Genomic DNA, 16,121 nt, shown 5'->3' on the forward strand with positions numbered 1-16,121 from the left:
GGCGGAACCGGTCCGACATGGTGATAACGCCGCGGGTCGTGAGGGGTCACTCCCCGGCGGGACCGGGCGAATCGGGTCGGGGCGCGTGGTCGGTGCGCAGTACCACTCTTGTGCCGTGCAGTTCGTGCCGTTCCATCCGACGGTGCACGTCGGCGGCGGCGGACAGCGGCAGGATCTCCATCGCGCGCGGGCGCAACCGGTCGGTGCCGAGGAGGCGGTTGATCGTCCCCGCGGCGGCGGCGAGTTCGTCGACGCCGGCGTGCGAGATCACGAAACCTCGGATCGAGCCGTCCTTCATGTAGAGCTCGCTCGCGGGCAATACCGGTGCGGTGCCCGGTCCCGCGCCCGCGAGCAGAACGATCCGGCCGCGGCGGGCGAGGAGGTCGACCGCCGCCGCCAGGTCGTTGCGGCCGGAGGTGTCCAGATACAGGTCCACGCCGTTCGGGGCGGCCTCGGCGAGGTGTCGGGTCAGGTCTGGGTCGCGATAGTCGCAGACGATCTCGGCGCCCAGTTCACGGCAGTATCGGGCGTCCCGGGCCGAGGCGGTGGCCAGGATCCGGGCGCCCGCCTCGGCGGCCAGTGTGACCAGTGCGCCGCCGACGTTTCCGGCGGCGCCCGCGATCAGCACGGTGTCGCCGGCGCGCAGGCCGCCGTGCGCGAACAGCGCGAGGTGGGCGGTGGCCGCGGGGTGCAGCACCGCCACCGCCGCGTACGGATCCACCCCCGGCGGGAGTCGGTAGAGCCGGTCGGCGGCGACCACCGCCCGTTCGGCCGCCGCACCCTGCCGGCCGCCGTGGCCGAGGCTGTTGCTCCAGACCGGGTCGCCGACGGCGAAGCCGGGCGCACCCGGGCCGACCCGGGCCACCCGGCCGACCAGATCGCGGCCGATGACGAACGGGAACGCGACGGGAGTGGCGAACCGCCCGGAGCGCACGAAGGTGTCGACCGGATTGACCGTGCCGGCCCACACGTCGACGAGCACGTCGCAGGGGCCGGGGGAGGGGTCGGGCAGCTCGCCGAAACGGATCTCCGACGGTGGGCCGAGCCGTTCGAGGTAGGCAGCGCGCATGTACCGGAGTCTGGCATCAGGCGAAGTGAATTCCCCTGCGTGACCCGCCGGTTCGGGACGCGCGTGGCTTCGCGATTCGAGAAGGACGTCTTATCGCCAGGGCGTGGTCGCCGCGCTGTTACCACCATAACGTGATGAGTGGTAGCAGTGCTCTCGCCCATACCAGCGACACCGAAAGGGGCGCCGGGAGATGACCAACGCACCAAGCTTCGCGGCCTTCGAGGCCGGCGAGCGTGCGCCGCTGTTCCTGTTGGCCGCGCATACGCACATCACGGCCGACCCGGCCGAGGTCTACGCGGTCGTCAGCGATCTGCCGCGCAGCGCGGAGTGGAGTCCCGAGTGTGTCGGCGGCACCTGGATCCGCGGCGAACCGGGCACGGTGGGCGCGGTGTTCCGCGGCGAGAACCTGCGGGCCGCGGACGTGGTCGGCTGGGCCCCGGTGGTCCGGGGCACGTGGTTCACCGAATCCGAGGTGGTCGCCGCCGAGCCCGGGCGCGGTTTCGGCTGGGCGATGCGGGACTCGGCGGGGGTGCGGCAGGACAGCGTGTGGGGCTACGACATCGAGCCCGCCGACGGCGGTTGTGTGCTGACCCACCGGTTCCGGATGGGCCGCGCCACCGAGGGGATCCGGGGCATCACCGCGGCGATGGACGAGCGGGAGAAGCTGCGCTTCCTGGCCGAGTGGGGCGCCAAACTCGCCACGGACCTGCCGGTCACCCTCGAACGCATCAAGCGGGTCGTCGAGCGCTCCGCCGCCGTCCGGCGCTGAACCGCCGCCGGCACCCGCCCCCGACCCTCGGCCGACCGGGTCCACCGCCCGCCATCCCGCACCCTCCCCGCGGTCGTCGGCCCGCCCGAACCCACCGACGAAGGTCTGACCTTATGTTCTTGCAACGCATCGGTAATCGCGGCATCCGACTGGGCACGCTCTTCGAACGCGCGGCGGCCCGACACCCGGCCAACGTCCTGATCCTCGACCACGACCTGGACATCGCCCCCGACCTGGGCCGGCGGGCGACCATCCCGGAGATCGCCGACCTGATCGACGACTTCGCGGCCCGGCTGCACGCGGCCGGGATCCGACCCGGCGACCGGGTCGTGGTGCACAAATCCGACGGCTTCGACATCACCCTCCTGGCCTGCGCGATCGCCCGAGCCGGCGGGGTTCCGGTGTTGCTGTCGCCGATGCTCGACGGCGCGACCGTCGCCGAGTTGGTGCGGCGCACCGACCGGCCGTTCCTGGTCACCGACCGGGCCAAGCTCGACGGACTGCCGGGCGCGGTCTTCGCCGAGACCGCGCGGGTGCTGCTGACCACGGGCACACACCCGGACGCCACCACCCTCGACGCGTTCGCCGGGGTGGCCCGGGTGCCCGCGGTGACCCGGCCCGCCGAGGAGCCGACGCTGATCACCCATACCTCGGGCACCACCGGAGTGCCCAAGCTCGCCGTACACACCGGCCGCAGCCTCCAGGCCCGGTATCGGCCGCAGGCCGCGATCGTCGCGCCGATCCTGCGGCGCCGGGAAACCATCGCGCTGCACGTGTCGTTCGTGCACTCCCGACTGATCACCGCACTGGCCATCTCGCTGCTGCGCGGCTTCCCGATCGCCGTGCTGGCCGACTCCGATCCCCGACGCGCCGCCGATCTGTTCGCGCGGCTGCGGCCGGGGGTCCTGGAGGCGCATCCCAACACCTTCATGGAATGGGAGGAGTTGGCCGACGATCCGCGCGAACCGCTGGCCGGCGTGAAGCTGTTCAGCTCCACCTTCGACGCGATCCACCCGCGCACCGTGCACCGACTGCTGGCCGCCACCCGGCGCCGCGCGCCGCTGTTCGGCCAGTTGTACGGCCAGAGCGAGGTCGGGCCGGCCGTGGTGCGCGCCTTCACCCGGGGCCGGGCCCCGGACGCCGACGGTCGCTGTGTGGGCCGCCCCTTCCCCGGGATGACCGCCGCCCGGGTGGTCGGTCGGGCGGGCCGGCCGCCGTCCGCCGAGCACCCCGGCTTCATCGAGGTCAAGAGCGACGGACGGGTCCTCACCTACCTCGGCGAACAGGACCGCTACGACGCGCAGGTGTCCGCCGACGGCTGGTGGCGGATGGGCGACGTCGGCTACCGGACCAGGTGGGGTTGTATCCACCTGCTGGACCGCGAGGTCGACCTGATCGAGGGCTTCGGCTCGACGCTGGCCGCCGAGGACGTGCTGTTCGACAAGCTGGACGAACTCGCCGAGGTGGTCATCGTGCCCGGCGCCGACGGCACCGCCGTGCCGGTGGTGTGCACCAGGGACGACCACCCCATCGATCGGGACGCCTGGCGTGCGGCCACCGCCGAACTTCCGGACATGGCCGATCCGGTCCAGCGTCGGATCGAGGACCTGCCGCAGACCGCGACCACCAAGATCAAACGCCTCGAGTTGGCGCGCCGGCTCGAGGACGAGGATCGGGGTGCGTGATGGCCGAGGTCATCGTCGCGGGCGGCGGGATCGGCGGGCTGGCCACCGCTCTCGCGGTGGCCGCCCGCGGACACCACGCGGTAGTGCTCGAACGAGCGGACGAGTTCGCCGAGATCGGTGCCGGCATCCAACTGGCCCCCAACGGACTGCACGCCCTGGACGTCCTGGGCGTGGGAGCGGCGGTGCGCGCGGCCGCGGTACGAATGGCCGAACTGCGCTTCATGGACGGCGTCACCGGTGCGCACGTGGCGAGCCTGCCGCTGACCGAGCAGTACCGGCGCCGCTTCGCCGGCCCCTACGTCGTCGTGCATCGCGCGGAACTGCACCGGGCGCTGCTCGACGCGTGCCTGGCCGCCGACGCCGTGTCGCTGTACGCCGGCGCGCACGTCGTCGACTACACCCGGGACGCCACGAGCGCGACGGCCCTGCTCGCGGACGGCACCGGGATCACCGGCGACGTACTGATCGGCGCGGACGGGATCCACTCCGCGATCAGGGCCCGGCTGGTCGGCGACGGCGAGCCGCGGATCTCCGGGATCAGCGTGTACCGGGCGGTGATCCCGATGGAACGGGTACCCGACGCGCTGCGCTTCGACCGGTCGGTGGTGTGGTGGGCCGGACCCGGCTGCCACTTCGTGCACTACCCGATCGCCGGCGGTCGCTTCCTCAACCTCGCGGCCAGCCGCGCGGACGGCGGCACCGAGGCCGTCGCCGGGGAGTGCGTGCACCGCGACCGGGTGCTGCGCGAACTCGCCGCCCTGGGCGGCACCGCACAGCGGCTGCTCGAACTCGGCGCGGACTGGAAGACCTGGATGCTGGTCGACCGCGACCCGGTGTCCCGATGGACCGACGGCCGGGTCGCGCTGCTGGGCGACGCGGCCCACCCGATGCTGCACTACGCGGCGCAGGGCGCGTGTCAGGCCCTGGAGGACGCCGTCGTGCTCGGCGCGCGACTGGCCGGTGCGCGAGCCGACGACCTGCCGCAGCGCCTGGCCGGGTACCGCGACGCGCGGCACGAGCGGACCACCCGGATCACGCTCGCCGCGCGCGACAGCATCCGTCTGTGGCATCCCGCGGGCGCCGCGGCCGAGACCAGGAACGCGCTGCTCGGCGCGATGTCGGCCGATCGGCTGCACGACCACGTGGCCTGGATGCACGGGTTCCGGGTCGGCGGCCCGCGCGCCGAGGAGGCGGCGGCATGAGCGCCGCCGGCCCGATCCGGGTCTGCGTCGTGGGCGCGGGGCCGCGCGGGCTCTCCGTCCTGGAGCGCCTGTGCGCCAACGAACGCGCCGCGCCCACCCATCCGGAGGTCACGATCCACGTGGTCGACCCCGCCTCGCCGGGGGCCGGCGCGGTCTGGCGTTCGGAGCAGTCCCAGCACCTGCTGATGAACACGGTCGCGGCGCAGATCACGGTGTACACCGACGCGAGCTCGCGGATCGAGGGGCCGGTCGTGCCCGGGCCGAGCCTGTACGACTGGGCGCGGTCCGCGGCGGCCGCGGGCGAAGCGGGCGACCTCGGTGCGGAGATCCTCGCCGAGGCCCGCGCGCTGGGCCCCGACGACTACCCCACGCGCGCGTTCTACGGCCGCTACCTGCACGACGCGTTCGAGCGGGTGGTGGCCCGCGCGCCGGCGCATGTCGCGGTGCGGGTGCACCGCTCGCGCGCGGTGGCGCTGGCGGACACGCACGGCATACCGGGCGGCCCGCAGGGGGTGCGACTGGAGGACGGCACCCGACTGCACGAGTTGGACGCGGTGGTGCTGGCCCTGGGCCACCTGCCGGCCCGGCTGTCCGCGCGCGAGGCCCGCACCGCGAGCCTGGCCCGGATCCACCATCTGACCTACATCACCCCGGCCAATCCGGCGGACCTGGACCTGGATCGGGTCCGGCCCGGCGAGAACGTGTTGTTGCGCGGCCTGGGGCTCAACTTCTTCGACCACATGGCCCTGTTCAGCAGCGGCAGGGGAGGCCGCTTCGATCGCGCCGAGGACGGGCGGACGGTGTATCACCCGTCGGGCAACGAGCCCGCCATGTACGCGAGTTCACGGCGCGGCGTGCCCTACCACGCCCGTGGCGAGAACCAGAAGGGCGCGCACGGGCGGTACGTTCCTCGGCTGCTGACGCCCGAGTACGTCGAGGGTCTGCGCCGGCGCGCCCGAGAGGGACGGCCGGTCGACTTCACCGCGGACCTGTGGCCGCTGATCGTCCGCGAGGTGGAAAGCGTGTACTACGCGGCGCTGTTGCGCCGGCGAGGCCGCCGGGAGACCGAATGCGCGGCGTTCACCCGGGAGTACCTGGCGGCGGGTTCGGACGACGAGAGTGCCGACCTCGCCCTCGCGTACGGCATCGAGCGGGCCGCGCACTGGGACTGGTCGGCGATCTCCCGGCCCTACGGCGAGCGGGAGTTCGCGAGCCGGGCGGAGTTCACCCGGTGGCTGGTGGAGTACCTGGAGCGGGACGTCGCGGCGGCCCGGGAGGGGAACGTGGACGGACCGCTCAAGGCCGCGTTGGATGTCCTGCGGGACCTGCGCAACGAGATCCGGCTCGCGGTCGACCACGGCGGCCTGACCGGCGACTCGCACCGGGACGACCTGGAGGGGTGGTACACGCCGCTCAACGGCTTCCTGTCGATCGGCCCGCCGGCCGCCCGGATCGAGCAGATGATCGCGCTGATCGAGGCCGGCGTGTTGACCCTGACCGGGCCCGGTACCCGGATCTGCCTGGACGTCGCCGAACCGGCGTTCGTGGCCGCCTCCACCATGGTGCCGGGCCCGCCGGTACGCGCCGCGGTGTTGATCGAGGCCCGGCTGCCCGAGCCGGATCTGCGCCGGACCGAGGACCCGCTGCTGCGTCACCTGCTGAACACCGACCAGGCCGCGCCGTACCGGATCCGCGGTGTCGGCGGCGAGGACTACGAGACCGGCGGCCTGGCGGTGACCGAGCGGCCGTACCGGCTGATCGACGGGCGGGACCGGCCGCATCCGCGCCGATTCGCCTACGGCGTGCCGACCGAATCGGTGCACTGGGTCACCGCCGCCGGGATCCGCCCCGGCGTGGACTCGGTCACGCTCGCCGACTCGGACGCGATCGCCCGCGCGGTCCTCGCGCTGCCCGCCGCCTCCCGAACGCCGGCGAACGTGCGTCCGGTGTTGTCGACCGACCCGGAAATCACCCCGAACGGAGTGATCGTGTGACCGCTGTCCCGCACGTACTCGACCAACACGTGGGCGCTCGCCCGGACATCGAGCAGGACGCGGGACTGCTGTCCCCGGTCCGGGTCGGGACGCCGGTGGAGGCGGCCGTGTGCGATCGGGCCTGGCTCCAGGCCATGCTCGACGCGGAGGCCGCGCTCGCCCGAGCCCAGGCGCGGCTGGGCACCCTGCCGCGGGCCGCCGCCGAGATCATCACCGCGACGGCCCGGGCCGAGCGCTTCGATCTGCGCGAGGTGGCCCTGGCCGCCCGGGAGAGTGCCAATCCGGTGGTCGCGCTGGTCGCCGCGCTCACCCGGGCGGTAGCCGAACAGGACTCGGCAGCGGCCGAGTTCGTGCACCGCGGTTCGACCAGCCAGGACATCCTGGACACCGGCGCGATGTTGATCGCCGCGCGGGCCCTGGGCATCGTTCGGGCCGACCTGACCCGGATCGCCGACGCGCTCGGCGTGCTCGCCGAGCGGCATCGGGACACCGTGCTGGCCGGGCGCACCCTGACCCTGCACGCGGTGCCCACCACCTTCGGCCTCAAGGCGGCGGGCTGGCGGCAGTCGGTCCTGGACGCCCGACGACGGATCGACGCGCTGCTCGCGGACGGCCTGCCGGTGTCACTCGGCGGCGCGGCCGGCACGCTGGCGGCCTATCTCGAATACGCGGCGCTCGAATACGCGGCACGCGACGGTTCGGTCCGCGACGACTCGGTCCGCGACGACTCGGCCGAACGGCTCGACCCCGGTGTCTACATCGAGGCGCTGGTCGACGCGTTCGCCGCCGAAACCGGCCTGGCCCGGACGCCGTTGCCGTGGCACGCGCTGCGCACCCCGATGATCGACCTGGCCGCCGTGCTGGCGGGTACCACCGGCGTGCTGGGCAAGATCGCGGTGGATGTGCAGGTGTTGGCGCGGACCGAGGTGGGCGAGGTGGCCGAACCCGACGTGGCGGGCCGGGGCGGATCGTCGGCGATGCCGCACAAGCGCAATCCGGTGTTGTCCACGCTGATTCGCAGCGCGGCGCTCCAGGTGCCGGCGATCGCGGCGGCGTTGTCCGGGTGTTCGGTCGCCGAGGACGAGCGCTCGGCGGGCGCGTGGCACGCCGAATGGCTGTTGTTGCGCGAGGGCCTGCGGCTCGCGGGCGGCGCCGCGCACACGGCCGTGGAACTCGCCGAGGGCCTGGTCGTCCACCCCGAACGCATGCGCGCCAACCTGGAGTCGACCGGCGGCCACATGGTCACCGAGCGGCTCGCGGCGATCCTGACCCCCGCGCTCGGGCGGGCTCGGGCCAAGGCGCTGGCGGCCGCGGCGTCCGCGAGCGCGGCGCGGACCGGGCGGTCGTTGGCCGAGGTGCTGGCCGGCGAGCCGGAGGTCACGACACGGATCCCCGCCGAGCGCCTGGCGGAACTGCTGGACCCGGCCGGGTACACCGGCGGCGCCGGCGTGATGGTCGACCGTGTACTCGGTTCGCCCGGACGGGAGCACGGGCGAACGGGGAACTACCAGTGAAACGGAGACGCCGGTAGCATGAATGGCATGCGGTCACAACGCGAAATCCGACAGCCGGGAGACCGGGCCGTCGCACCGGGCGGACTCGCGCTGGTGCAGGCATTCGTGAACAGCGTCAACGTCGAGTTCGGTCCGGACGAGTTCGCCTCGGTCGAGGGCCTGAACCGCTGGCTGGCGCGCAACGGCTTCGCGCCACCGGCGACCGCGCCGGACGACCTCGACCTCGCGCGGACGATCACGCTGCGCGAGGCGCTGCGGGGGCTCCTGCGCGAGAACAACGGCGCGCCGACCGACGAGCGGTCCCGGCGGGCCCTCGAACAGGTCGCGCGGGAATGCCCGCTGGTCGTCGGATTCGACGGTGGCGGGCCGGACCCGGTGCTCCGGCCGACGCGGACGGAACTGCCCGGCGTATGGGCCGCGGTGCTGGCGGCCACCGTCGAGGCGCGGCTCGACGGCACCTGGCAGCGGCTGAAGTCGTGCAACGAACACCGCTGCGAATGGGCCTTCTACGATCGCTCGCGCAACCGGGGCAGCCGTTGGTGCTCGATGGCGGTATGCGGCACGCGGGCCAAGATGGCCACCTACCGGGGGACGCGAGCGACCTCGAACGCCGGTTCGTCCGGGGGATGACCCGGGGCGGGGTGGGCGTTCGAGCGCCCGGTCCCGGGTGTCTCTCGTGTCCCGCGACCGCGTTCCCCGCCGCCGGCCGTCTTCGCCGAGGTACGGCGGCCCGCCGTCGTCTCACGGCGCGGCGGTGCGGCCCAGGAGTTTGCGGGCCACCACGAGCTTGGTGGCGGCGGCGGTGCCGTCGGCGAGTTGCAGGCCGATCACGTCGCGGAGCCGGCGGGCGATCGGGCCGTCCTCGGTCCAGCCGAGTTGGCCGAAGGTCAACAGCGCCTGGTGCACGGCGTCCATCGCGGCCTTGGGGGCCCACCACTTGGCCATGTTCGCCGGGACCCGCGGATCCTCGCCGGCGTCCGCCAGCGCCAGCGCCTGGTAGGCGACCAGGCGCGCTGCATGCAACATCGTCGCGTGCTCGACCAGGGCGAAGGCCACCGACTGGAACCGGCCGATCGGCTGCCCGAACGCCTCCCGCCGCCCGGCGTGCCCGACCGCCTCGTCGAGTGCGGCCTGCCCGACCGCGATCGCCATCAGCGAGATCAGCGCCCGGGAGACACCGAAACCGCGCATCACCTCGACGAAGCCGCGGCCGGGCGTGCCCACCACGTCCCGCGCACCCACCGGCAACCCGTCCAGCAGCAGCCGGCCTCGGCCACCGGCCCGGCAGCCCAGATCGTCGAGCTGTTCGCGGGTCACGTGCGCGTCGTCGAGCCGCACATAGAAGGCGGTGACGCCGTGCGCGCCCGCCTCGCCGGTGCGCGCGAAGACCAGCGCGTGGCCGGCGTACATCGCGGCCATGATCGAGGTCTTCTCGCCGGAGAGCACCCAGCCGTCGGCGGTGGGTTCGGCGCGCATCCCGATGTTCGCCGCGTCGGTGCCGTGTGCGGGCTCGGTCAGCGCGAGGGCCACGATCGTGTCGCCGGAGGCGATCGACGGCAACCACTCGGCGAGTTGCCCGGGCGTACCGTTCGCCGCCAGGACACCGCCCACCAACGCCGCGTTGAGCACCGGGAAGCACACCGACAGGTCGGCCGCGGCCAGTTCGGCCAGCGCGATGCCCGCGCTCGTCGCGTCCAGTTCTCTCCCGCCGTGCGCCCGCGGGATGCGCAGGCCGAACAGGCCCTCGGCGCCCATCTCGGCGAGCAGGCCGGGCCGATAGCTGCCGCGCGCGTCGCTCTGCCGGGCGTGCGGGGCGATCCGCGAGTCGGCGAACTTGCGCACATGCTCCGCGAGTTCGTTCTGATCCTCGGTGAAGGTGAAGTCCATGGCCCCTCCTCAGGCTTGTTGGAATCGGTCGCGCAGGGCGAACTTCTGCACCTTTCCGGACGGCGTCCGGGGCAGCGCGGTCGCGATCTCCACCCGCTCGGGCCAGTAGCGCTTGGCCATGTCCAGACCGGCGAGGTGGGTCTGCAGGTCGGCGAGCGTCGGCGCGGGGCCCGCCGGGACCACGACCGCACACGCGCGTTCGCCCAGCCGGGCGTCCGGGTAGCCGACGATCGCCACGTCCTTGATCGCGTGGTGGCGCAGCAGCGCGGCCTCCACCTCCACCACCGGGATGTTCTCCGCCCCGCGCATGATCAGGTCCTTGACCCGACCGGTGATCCGGATGCCGCCGTGTCCGTCGGAACGGGCCAGGTCGCCGGTGTCGAACCAGCCGTCCTCGGTGACCGACGCCGCGTACACCTCGGGACGGCGGAAGTAGCCCAGACACTGCGCGGCACCACGCACCTGGAGCAGCCCGGACTCTCCGGCGGCCACCGGCCCGCCGTGGTCGCGGTCGACGACGCGCACCCCCATCCCCGGCACCGCGGTGCCGTCGCTCTCGGCGGCGCGCAGGGCGGGCTGCTCGGGACGGGTGATGGTGACACAGCCGTTCTCGGTCATGCCCCACAGCGCGTACAACCGGCAGCCCAGGATCTCGCGCGCGTCCTCGACCAGCATCGGCGCGATCGGGGCGCTGCCGGTGGCGAATGTGGTCAGCGCGGACAGGTCCCGGGGAGCGGCGCGCTGCGCCTCGATCAGGTCGGAGAGGAAGGTGGGCGCGCCCATGAAGAAGGTGACCCGACGCTCCTCCAGCACGCGCAACATCAGCGCCGGATCCCACGCGTCCACCTGGACGGCGGTCGCGCCGAGCAGCAGGGGCATCACGAAGTTCCAGGTGTAGCCCGCCTGATGGGAGGTCGGCGAGCCCATCGCGGTGACCTCGTCGGGGGTGAGCCCGAGCACGTCGGCCTGTGCCTTGTTCATCGCGTAGAGCGTGTTGTGGCTGTGCACCACGCCCTTGGGCTCGCCGGTGGTGCCCGAGGTGAACATCACCTGCGCGGCGTCGTCGGGTCCCGCCTCCAGATCGTCCAGGGCGGCCAGTTCGGCCGTCGTGGGCTCGCGCTCGATCAGTTCGCGGTCGAAGTCCAGCGCCCCGTCAACGGTTTCGCCGCCGTCGCCGCCGAGCAGCACGCGCCGGCGCAGGGTGGGCACGGTCCGCGCCACCTCCGCGCTCATCCGGGCGTAGGAGAAGCCGCGGAACTCGGCCGCCGCGATGTAGAGCGGACTCTCGGTCAGGCCGGTCATGAACTCCACCTCGCGCCGGCGCATGACCGGGACGACCGGGCCGGCCACCGCGCCCATCCGCGCGCAGGCCAGGCACAGTGCCACCAACTGCCACGAGTTGGGCAGTTGCAGGGTGACCACATCGCCCGGGCACACGCCCAGCCGGACCAGGTTGGCGGCGAACCGGTCGACCCGGTGCGCGAGTTCCGCGTAGGTGAGGGTCACGACGGTGTCGTCCTGGTAGCAGACGAGGGCGTCCTTGTCGGGATGGTCGGCCACCGCGCGGCGCAGGTCGGCCAGGAGGGTCTCCTCGCGCCACCATCCGTTCGCTCGGTACGAGCCGGTCATCACAGGTCCTTTCGGGTCGGGTCGACGGCCGAGCGGGCGTGCGCGGCGATGGCGCGGGCGGTGATGCCGCCGCGCTCGACCAGATACCGCTGGCCGCCCGCGACCGACACGAACGCGTCCGGCATGGCCACTCGACGCACCCGCACCGGCACGAGTTCGGTCAGCGCCTCGGCGACGGCGGAGCCGAAGCCGGCGGTGCGCCAGTGCTCCTCGACGGTGATCACCGTGCCGCCGGGGCCGACCGCCGCGGCGAGGGCGGCGGTGTCCAGCGGTTTGACCGTGTGCACGTGCAGGACGCCGGCCGAGATGCCCTCGCCGGCCAACTCGTCGGCCGCGGCCAGGGCGGCGAGCACCGGGTACGGGCCGCACGCGGCGATGGTGATGTCGGCGCCGGGGCGGAGCCGCTGCGCCCGGCCCAGTTCCAGGGGCGGTCCGGCGGGGAGGTCGGGGGTGGCGTTGCGGCCCATCCGGAAGTAGACCGGTCCGGGCAGCGTGAGCGCCTGGCGAAAGAGCGTGTCGGTGCCGGCCGCGTCGGCGGGCACCACTACGGTCATGTTCGGCAGGGTGCGCATCACGGCCAGGTCCTCCAGACCGTGATGGGTGGGGCCGAGGTGGCCCGCGGACACGCCGGAGTGGGTCGCCGCGATACGTACCGGCAGGTTGTTCAGGGCGATGTCGATCTTGACGGCCTCCAGCGCCCGGGACGCGGCGAACGCCGCCATCGTGTTCACCAACGGCATCCGGCCCTCGCGGGCCAGCCCCGCGGCGGCGCCCATCAGGGTGTGTTCGGCGATGCCCAGATTCAGGTAGCGGTCGTGTCCGGTGCCGAAGTCGACGCCGGCGAACAGGCCGGTGTCGCTGTCCAGGCAGACCAGGCGCTCGTCGCCGGGCAGCAGTTCGGCCACGATGTCGCGGTAGACCTCACGCGAGGAGCGGGGCTCGGCCGCCGCGGTCGGTTTCGGGGTCGGTTCGGCGGTGGTGGCGGTGGTCATCGGTTCTCCCCGGGGGTCTGCGTGCGCAACGCCGCGTGGGCGCGCCGCTGTTGCCGCTCGCCCAGTCGGGCGTAATGGCTGCGGGTCTGGCCCTCGACGAACGGGATGCCCTTCCCCTTGACGGTGTGCGCGAGGACGAGAGTGGGCCGGTGCGGAACCGGCGGTGCGGTCAGCACCCGGGTGAGCGCGTCCATGTCGTGGCCGTCCACCTCGTGGACGTGCCAGCCGAACGCGCGCCAGCGGTCCGCCAGCGGTTCCAGACCGCCGACCGACTCGGTCCCACCGGTGATCTGCAGGCCGTTGCGGTCGATGATCGCGGTCAGCCGGTCCAGGCCGTGGTTGCCCGCCACGGCGGCGGCCTCCCACACCGAGCCCTCCTCCAGCTCGCCGTCGCCCATCACCACGAAGCAGCGGCGGTCGCCCCCCTCGAGCCGGTGCGCGAGCGTGAAGCCGACGCCCAGGGCCAGGCCGTGCCCCAGCGAACCCGACGGCATCTCCACGCCGGGGATCTCCGGATGCGGGTGGGCCATGAACGGGCTGCCCGGCCGCGCGTACTCCGCGAGTCGCTCCTCGGGGAAGAAGCCGACCTCGCACAACGTCGCGTACAGGCCGATGCCGCCGTGGCCCTTGCTCAGCAGCAGGATGTCGCGGTCCGGCGCCTGCGGGAAACGGGGGTCGATCCGCAGTACCCGCAGGTACAACGTGGTGAGCACCTCGACCAGCGACATCGAGCCGCCCAGGTGGCCGCCCTCGGGTCCGGCACACATGTCCACGATGTGTTCGCGGATCCGGCCGGTGGCCTCGCTCGGGTCGGCCGTGGGGCCCGGTTCGCCGGCCGGCTGCGGCCGATCGTGCCGGCCCGGCGGGACGGGACCGGGCAGGGTCGCGGGACTGCTGCTCATCGCTTGCTCCTTTCGCCTGGGTCGGTGTGGGTGGTGCGCGATATCGCTGACTTCGGGTCAGTTCGGGTGCAGCCCGGTGAACTCCAGACCGAGCCGCTCGGGCATGTCGAACCGCACGTTCAGGCACTGGACCGCGTTGCCCGCGCCGCCCTTGACCAGGTTGTCCAGGGCAGCGATCACGGTGAGATGGCTCGAACCGCGATCCAGCGCGAAACCGACGTCGCAGAAGTTCGAGCCGGCCAGGATCTTGGCCTCGGGAAAGCGGTGCATGCCGCGCCGCTGGGCGACCACGCGCACGAAGGGTTCCGCGGCGTAGCGGGAGCGGTAGGCGGCCCGGACCCGGCGCTCGTCCGCGCCCGGCACCAGGTGGGCCCGGCCCACGAGTTGCACGCCGCGAATCGCCTCGATGCCGGTCGCGGTCATCCGGACCGGGACTCCGGCGGCCTGTGCGATCTCGGCTTCGTGCCGGTGCCGGGTGGGAGCGAAGACCCGTAGTGCGCCGCTGCGTTCGGCGTGCAGGTTTTCCGGGCCGGCCTTGGCGCCGGAGCCGCTGGAGCCGGTCCGGGCGTCGATGGTGACCTCGCCGCGGATCAGCCCGGCCTCGGCGAGCGGGACCAGCGAGAGGATCCCGGCGGTGGCCATGCAGCCCGGTACGCTGATCCGCCGCGCGGTGCGCAGTCGCCTGCGGTGGAACTCGGGCAGGCCCGGCACGAACGTCTCCAGCAGGTCCGGCGCCGTGTGCGAGACGCCGTAGTAGTCGGCGTACACGTCCTTGTCGTGCAGGCGGAAGTCCCCGGACAGGTCGATCACGGTGTCCGCGAGCTCCAGGAACTCCGGCATCCGGCGCATCGTCTCGCGGTGCGGAGTGGCCAGGAACAAGGCGTCGTAGAAGTCCAGTTGCTCCTCGGAGCAGAAGTCGAGTTCGGTCCGCCCGCGCAGGTTCGGGTGCACGCCGTCGATCCGCCGGCCGCGCAGGGTGCGCGAGGTGGCGGCGGCGAGCTCGACCCCGGGGTGCACGGTGAGCAGCCGCAGCAGCTCGCCGCCGATGTAGCCGGCCGCCCCGACGACCCCGACCCGGATCACGCCCGTACCCCGGCCGCGAGCAGGTCCGCGATGGCGCCGGCCACGTCGATGTCGCGGCCGTGGGCGCCCTGTAGTCCGGTGAACTCCACCCGGTCGTTGACTTCGAGCACGGTGAGCCGTCCCTCCAGGTCCTCGATCAGATCGACACCGGCCAGTTCCGTGCCGACGGCGGCCGCTGCGGCGACCGCGAGTTCGGCGTGTTCGGCGCTGGGCGGCAGGGGTTCGCTCACCGCGCCGCGCGCCACGTTGGTGCGCCATTCGGTGCTTCGGCGATACGTACCGCCGAGCGCCCGGCCGGCCACGACCAGGACGCGGATGTCGCGATCGGCCTTGGCGACCTGCTCCTGCACGTAGACCACGTGCGACTGCGGGGAGGGGAGTGCGGCGATGTGTTCGAGTACGGCGCCGGCCATCGCCGGATCGGTGACCCGGGTGACCAGTCGTCCCCAGGAGCCGACGAGCGGTTTGAGCACCGCCGGATAGCCGATCTCCTCGAGCGCGGCCAGGGCCGCGTCGGGCGTGATCGCCAGCGCGGTCCTGGGCGTGGGCAACCCGTGCCGGAGCAGGGCCGCCGAAGTGTGCCACTTGTCGCCGGCGACGTGGGTGGCGGCGGCGCTGTTGACCACCGTCACGCCCGCCGACTCGAGCGCGCTCGCCGCGTACAGGGCCCGGAAGTGCCCGACCTCGCGGTTGAGGACCAGCCGGGGACCGGTGTACGACGTGCCGCTCGCGACGAACAGCCTGCGGGGATCGAGATGTTCGAACGCGATCCCGCGTCGGTCGAGGGCGGTCATGATGCTCTTCTCCTCGAACCGCACCCGGGACGCGAGCACGGCGAGGCGCGGGGACGCGGCCGGCGCAATCGCCGCCGACCGGTTCACCGCTGATCGGATCGAAGTCATCGACCGAATCCCCTCTCCCGATTCCCGTTATTCGCCCCAGTCCTCTTCGACCTCGGGCGCGAGCTCGACCTTCGGCGGCTTCACGGACGCGATCTCCAACTCGCTCCGACAGTCCACGCACTCGATGATCTCGCTCACCCTGGCGTCCTCGTCGAGCGTCACCGTCGTCGCGCATTCGGGACACTCGGGGGCCTGCACGACCTGCTGCATGAGTTCAACCTCCGGCTGTGGTGGTGATATCCGGGCGATCTCGACCCGTCGGCTGGTTGCCACTGAAAACCGTAACGCGATTTCCCCGGTAAATGCCAATGAGGAAATCTGATCGGACCGAAAGCGAACCGTTATGGTCGACCGGTCATAACCGGGAAGGATTTCCGCATAAGCAGCCCTGCTTGTCGACGCCGGTACAACCGGTCGTTTCGCGATTAACATTTCCCGGATGGAATCGTCCTCGGACGATTCGTCGCCGCAAGATTGACATCGAAAGGCCCGA

14 protein-coding genes are annotated in these 16,121 nt (G+C 72.9%); 6 read left to right on the forward strand and 8 right to left on the reverse strand.

The window, feature by feature from the left end; all coding sequences use genetic code 11:
• Positions 1-46: 46 nt before the first annotated feature.
• A complete protein-coding gene (locus tag ACIBSV_RS26375) occupies positions 47-1,069 on the reverse strand; it encodes an NADPH:quinone reductase (RefSeq protein WP_395867118.1) in 1,023 nt (340 codons plus the stop codon).
• 190 nt (positions 1,070-1,259) lie between these two features.
• On the opposite strand from ACIBSV_RS26375, the gene ACIBSV_RS26380 reads away from it, so the two are divergent.
• The 6 genes from ACIBSV_RS26380 to ACIBSV_RS26405 all read left to right on the forward strand — a co-directional run bounded on the left by ACIBSV_RS26380 (position 1,260) and on the right by ACIBSV_RS26405 (position 8,863).
• Positions 1,260-1,838 (forward strand): SRPBCC family protein, encoded by a 579-nt coding sequence (locus ACIBSV_RS26380; RefSeq protein WP_395867120.1) that lies wholly within the window; start codon positions 1,260-1,262, stop codon positions 1,836-1,838.
• Positions 1,839-1,951: 113 nt separating this feature from the next.
• The gene (locus ACIBSV_RS26385) at positions 1,952-3,523 is read left to right on the forward strand and encodes a class I adenylate-forming enzyme family protein (protein WP_395867122.1); all 1,572 of its coding nucleotides are present in this window, start codon (positions 1,952-1,954) and stop codon (positions 3,521-3,523) included.
• On the forward strand, positions 3,523-4,725 hold the full coding sequence (locus ACIBSV_RS26390; RefSeq protein ID WP_395867124.1) for an FAD-dependent monooxygenase: 1,203 nt from the start codon (positions 3,523-3,525) through the stop codon (positions 4,723-4,725). The genes ACIBSV_RS26385 and ACIBSV_RS26390 overlap by 1 nt, the downstream gene beginning before the upstream one ends.
• Positions 4,722-6,719 carry an FAD/NAD(P)-binding protein gene (locus tag ACIBSV_RS26395; RefSeq protein WP_395867126.1) on the forward strand — a complete coding sequence of 666 codons (1,998 nt, stop codon included), beginning with the start codon at positions 4,722-4,724 and terminating at the stop codon, positions 6,717-6,719. The genes ACIBSV_RS26390 and ACIBSV_RS26395 overlap by 4 nt, the downstream gene beginning before the upstream one ends.
• On the forward strand, positions 6,716-8,233 hold the full coding sequence (locus ACIBSV_RS26400; protein ID WP_395867128.1) for a lyase family protein: 1,518 nt from the start codon (positions 6,716-6,718) through the stop codon (positions 8,231-8,233). The genes ACIBSV_RS26395 and ACIBSV_RS26400 overlap by 4 nt, the downstream gene beginning before the upstream one ends.
• Positions 8,234-8,260: 27 nt before the next feature.
• On the forward strand, positions 8,261-8,863 hold the full coding sequence (locus ACIBSV_RS26405; RefSeq protein WP_395867130.1) for a CGNR zinc finger domain-containing protein: 603 nt from the start codon (positions 8,261-8,263) through the stop codon (positions 8,861-8,863).
• 111 nt (positions 8,864-8,974) lie between these two features.
• On the opposite strand, the gene ACIBSV_RS26410 is transcribed toward ACIBSV_RS26405, so the two are convergent.
• Genes ACIBSV_RS26410 through ACIBSV_RS26440 form a run of 7 tightly spaced genes read right to left on the reverse strand, consistent with a single transcriptional unit; the run spans position 8,975 to position 15,838 of the window.
• Positions 8,975-10,120, reverse strand: coding sequence for an acyl-CoA dehydrogenase family protein (locus tag ACIBSV_RS26410; protein WP_395867132.1), 1,146 nt, complete (start codon positions 10,118-10,120; stop codon positions 8,975-8,977).
• A 9-nt stretch (positions 10,121-10,129) separates the two neighbouring features.
• Entirely contained in the window at positions 10,130-11,749 is a 1,620-nt protein-coding gene (locus ACIBSV_RS26415; protein WP_395867134.1) for an AMP-binding protein, read from the reverse strand.
• A complete protein-coding gene (locus tag ACIBSV_RS26420) occupies positions 11,749-12,741 on the reverse strand; it encodes a transketolase family protein (protein ID WP_395867136.1) in 993 nt (330 codons plus the stop codon). Before ACIBSV_RS26420 ends, ACIBSV_RS26415 begins: the two co-directional genes overlap by 1 nt.
• Positions 12,738-13,643, reverse strand: a complete 906-nt coding sequence (locus ACIBSV_RS26425) for a transketolase (protein ID WP_395867138.1) — start codon at positions 13,641-13,643, stop codon at positions 12,738-12,740. The genes ACIBSV_RS26420 and ACIBSV_RS26425 overlap by 4 nt, the downstream gene beginning before the upstream one ends.
• Positions 13,644-13,700: 57 nt before the next feature.
• Positions 13,701-14,726: an N-acetyl-gamma-glutamyl-phosphate reductase gene (gene argC / locus ACIBSV_RS26430; RefSeq protein WP_395867140.1), complete on the reverse strand. Its 1,026-nt coding sequence runs from the start codon at positions 14,724-14,726 to the stop codon at positions 13,701-13,703.
• Positions 14,723-15,628: a RimK family alpha-L-glutamate ligase gene (locus tag ACIBSV_RS26435; protein WP_395867142.1), complete on the reverse strand. Its 906-nt coding sequence runs from the start codon at positions 15,626-15,628 to the stop codon at positions 14,723-14,725. The genes argC and ACIBSV_RS26435 overlap by 4 nt, the downstream gene beginning before the upstream one ends.
• Before the next feature lie 27 nt (positions 15,629-15,655).
• Positions 15,656-15,838: a lysine biosynthesis protein LysW gene (locus ACIBSV_RS26440; protein ID WP_395867143.1), complete on the reverse strand. Its 183-nt coding sequence runs from the start codon at positions 15,836-15,838 to the stop codon at positions 15,656-15,658.
• Between the last annotated feature and the right edge of the window lie 283 nt (positions 15,839-16,121).

The organism is Embleya sp. NPDC050154 (assembly GCF_044460165.1).
GTDB lineage: Bacteria > Actinomycetota > Actinomycetes > Streptomycetales > Streptomycetaceae > Embleya.